Source organism: Rhodococcus sp. NPDC060084 (assembly GCF_042730335.1).
Lineage (GTDB): Bacteria > Actinomycetota > Actinomycetes > Mycobacteriales > Mycobacteriaceae > Rhodococcus.
Genome location: NZ_JBHWWX010000081.1, coordinates 1 through 3,262, shown reverse-complemented (window position 1 = coordinate 3,262; position 3,262 = coordinate 1). Strand labels below are relative to the sequence as shown.

Annotated in this window: 3 protein-coding genes; 1 reads left to right on the top strand and 2 read right to left on the bottom strand. The window is 65.9% G+C overall.

The features are described from left to right. Positions 1-214: 214 nt before the first annotated feature. Positions 215-1,651: a type I glutamate--ammonia ligase gene (gene glnA, locus ACFWBU_RS21180; RefSeq protein ID WP_169620220.1), complete on the bottom strand. Its 1,437-nt coding sequence runs from the start codon at positions 1,649-1,651 to the stop codon at positions 215-217. Positions 1,652-1,861: 210 nt separating this feature from the next. On the opposite strand from glnA, the gene ACFWBU_RS21175 reads away from it, so the two are divergent. Continuing rightward, positions 1,862-2,338, top strand: coding sequence for an RDD family protein (locus ACFWBU_RS21175; protein WP_169620219.1), 477 nt, complete (start codon positions 1,862-1,864; stop codon positions 2,336-2,338). A 78-nt stretch (positions 2,339-2,416) separates the two neighbouring features. Here the strand turns inward: ACFWBU_RS21175 and ACFWBU_RS21170 are convergent, their stop codons facing one another. Next, a complete protein-coding gene (locus ACFWBU_RS21170) occupies positions 2,417-3,157 on the bottom strand; it encodes a DUF4191 domain-containing protein (protein WP_169620218.1) in 741 nt (246 codons plus the stop codon). Positions 3,158-3,262 lie beyond the last annotated feature (105 nt).

The following is a 3,262-nucleotide window of genomic DNA, read 5'->3' as shown; positions in this document are numbered from 1 at the left end:
GGCTCACAGCGACAAGTCGCTGTGAGCCGGGCCTGTCGCGGTCGACCGGTCGCTGCACCCTCGTCGACGGGACAGCGGTCCGCGTACAGCCGAGTCCACCTGCCCGGCGATATGTCGTCGCGGGGCGGGTGGACTCGGTGGATCTACTGCATACCCGCTGCAAAGCGGTGTGACGGGACGAAGACCCGCACGCCGGCTCGACCGGGTGACGAGATCAGCAGTCGAAGTACAGCTGGAACTCGTACGGGTGCGGGCGCAGGTTGACCGGCGCGATTTCCTGCTCACGCTTGAGCGAGATCCAGGTCTCGATCAGGTCGGTGGTGAACACGCCACCCTCGGTGAGGTACTCGTGGTCGGCCTCGAGGCGGTCGATGACCGCGTTGAGCGACGTCGGAGCCTGCGGGATGTTCTTGGCCTCCTCCGGCGGAAGCTCGTAGAGATCCTTGTCGACCGGAGCCATCGGCTCGATCTTCTTCTTGATGCCGTCCAGGCCGGCCATCATCTGCGCGGCGAAGTTCAGGTACGGGTTACCCGAGGAGTCGGGCGCGCGGAACTCGAGGCGCTTGGCCTTCGGGTTGTTGCCCGTGATCGGGATACGGACCGCGGCCGAACGGTTGCGCTGGCTGTAGACGAGGTTGATCGGCGCCTCGTAGCCCGGCACCAGACGGTGGTACGAGTTGATCGTCGGGTTGGTGAACGCGAGCAGCGACGGCGCGTGGTGCAGGATGCCGCCGATGTACCAGCGGGCGAGGTCGGACAGACCCGCGTAGCCGGACTCGTCGTGGAACAGCGGCTTGCCGTCCTTCCACAGCGACTGGTGCACGTGCATGCCCGAGCCGTTGTCGCCGAAGAGGGGCTTCGGCATGAAGGTGGCGGTCTTGCCGTTCTTCCACGCGGTGTTCTTGACGATGTACTTGAACAGCTGCAGGTCGTCGGCAGCCGAGAGCAACGTGTTGAACTTGTAGTTGATCTCCGCCTGTCCGCCGGTGCCGACCTCGTGGTGGGCGCGCTCGAGCTCGAAGCCCGCGAGCTGCAGGTTGGTGGAGATCTCGTCGCGCAGGTCCACGTAGTGGTCGTACGGCGCGACGGGGAAGTAGCCGCCCTTCGGGCGAACCTTGTAGCCGCGGTTCGGGGTGCCGTCGGCGTTGTAGTCCACACCGGTGTTCCAGGCGCCGGAGATGGAATCGACCTCGTAGAACGAGCCGTTCATCTTGGAGTCGTAGGACACGGAGTCGAAGATGTAGAACTCGGCCTCGGCGCCGAAGTACGCGGTGTCGGCGATGCCGGTGCTGACCAAGTACTCCTCGGCCTTGCGCGCGACGTTGCGGGGGTCGCGGGAGTACGACTCGCGAGTGAAGGGGTCGTGGACGAAGAAGCTCACGTTGAGCGTCTTGGCGGCACGGAAGGGATCGATGCGCGCAGTGGTCACGTCCGGAAGCAGGAGCATGTCCGACTCGTGGATGGACTGGAAGCCACGCACGGACGAGCCGTCGAAGGCCAGGCCGTCCTCGAAGACGTCCTGATTGAACGCCTTCGCCGGGATCGAGAAGTGCTGCTCGATGCCGGGCAGGTCGGTGAAGCGGATATCCACGTACTCGACGTTTTCGTCCGCGATGTACTTGATGACCTCTTCGGCCGTGGTGAACGCCACGCTTGTGCTCCTTCAGTCGGTGCGCGCCATGGTGCTGGGGCGCCTGCGTCGGATCAGACGGTATGGACCTGGTGTTGCCCGCCCATCAAACCTATGTTTCGACGGTGTTACGGCTCGCATTGCCCCTGCTGTCAGGGCAGAAACGTGGTAGAGGTCACCGCCGGTGCATGGGATCATGGTGATCCGCAGCGACCAGCCTATCCTGGACGTATGGCACGTATGACGGGCAGTTGGCTTTCCGGACCTTCCGCGGCGCTCCCGAAGGGGCAGCAGGAAGAGCAGGCGTACTCCGGCGAACTGCTCGGTCTTCCCCAGCACGGACCCGGGTCTCTCGTGTCGACGGCGCGCCGCGTGCTGGCACTGTCGCTCGACTGGTTCCTGTCGATGGCGATCGCGGCGAGCCTGGTCGGCGAGAACCCGCTCGAAAGCTCCCGCCTCTCGGGATACACGTTGATCATCTGGTTCGTCGTCGGCGTCGTGACCGTCGCGCTGTTCTCGTTCACCCCCGGCCAGTTCCTCGCCGGCGTGCGCGTGGCTCGCGTGGACGCGCCCGTCCGGGTCGGTATCGTCCGGGCGCTCGCACGCCAGATGCTGATCGTGTTCGTCGTCCCCGCGACCGTCACCGACGTCGACGGCCGCGGCCTGCACGACCGCGCGACCGGTACCGCGATCGTCCGCGCCCGCTAGACGTCCCTGACCGCACCGAAAAGCCGCCCCGATCAGTGGATCGAGGCGGCCTTTGCGTGGAACGGAGGGAATGCGGGGTCAGCGGCGACGGATCGTGCGCTGCACGCTGCGCATCTTCGCGCCGGCGGGCAGCGGACCCTTCGGCATGGCCGGTCCGGTCTTCTTGGTGCTCAGCGCCGAGAGACGACCCTCGATGGTGTCCATACGCTTGGTGTCGATGTTGCGGGGAAGCTTCGACAGGTGCTTCTGGAGCTGCGAGAGCTTGACCTGTCCTTCGTCGTTTCCGACGATCACTTCGTAGATCGGCGTGTCGCCGACGAGGCGGGAGACGCGCTTCTTCTCCTGAGCCATGAGGCCCCGGACCCGGCCGGGGTTGCCTTCACCGACGAGAATGACGCCGGGGCGGCCGATGACGCGATGGACCGCGTCGAGCTGCGTCGTCCCCGCGACCGCCTGGGTGACGCGCCATGCGCCCTGAAGGTTGTCCAGTGCCCAGGCTGCTGCGCCGGCCTGTCCGTCGGCCTTCGTGTACACCGACTTCTGGACGCGGCGCCCGAAGATGATGAACGCGAGAAGCACGCCCACGAGAATTCCGATGGGCAACAGGAACCACTGGATCCCGAAGATCAAACCGATGAGGAAGAACACGACGATCGATGCGACGAGCGTCCCGATCATCCACGGAAGGAGAAGCTTGTCTTCCTTGCGCTGAATCTGGAACGCCTGCCACAACTGGCCGCGACGCTCCTTCGACGCCTGCTTCCGTGCGGCTTTCGCCGCAGCCTTCGCTTCCTTGTCGCTGCTACTGCCCTTGGCCATACCCACAAGGATACGGCCCCGGTGGTGGCGCATTCGCCACCACCGGGGCCGGCCGGGCAGCGGCGCCGGTCCCGGGCGGGGGCGACCGAAACGCGGGCGGGCCGC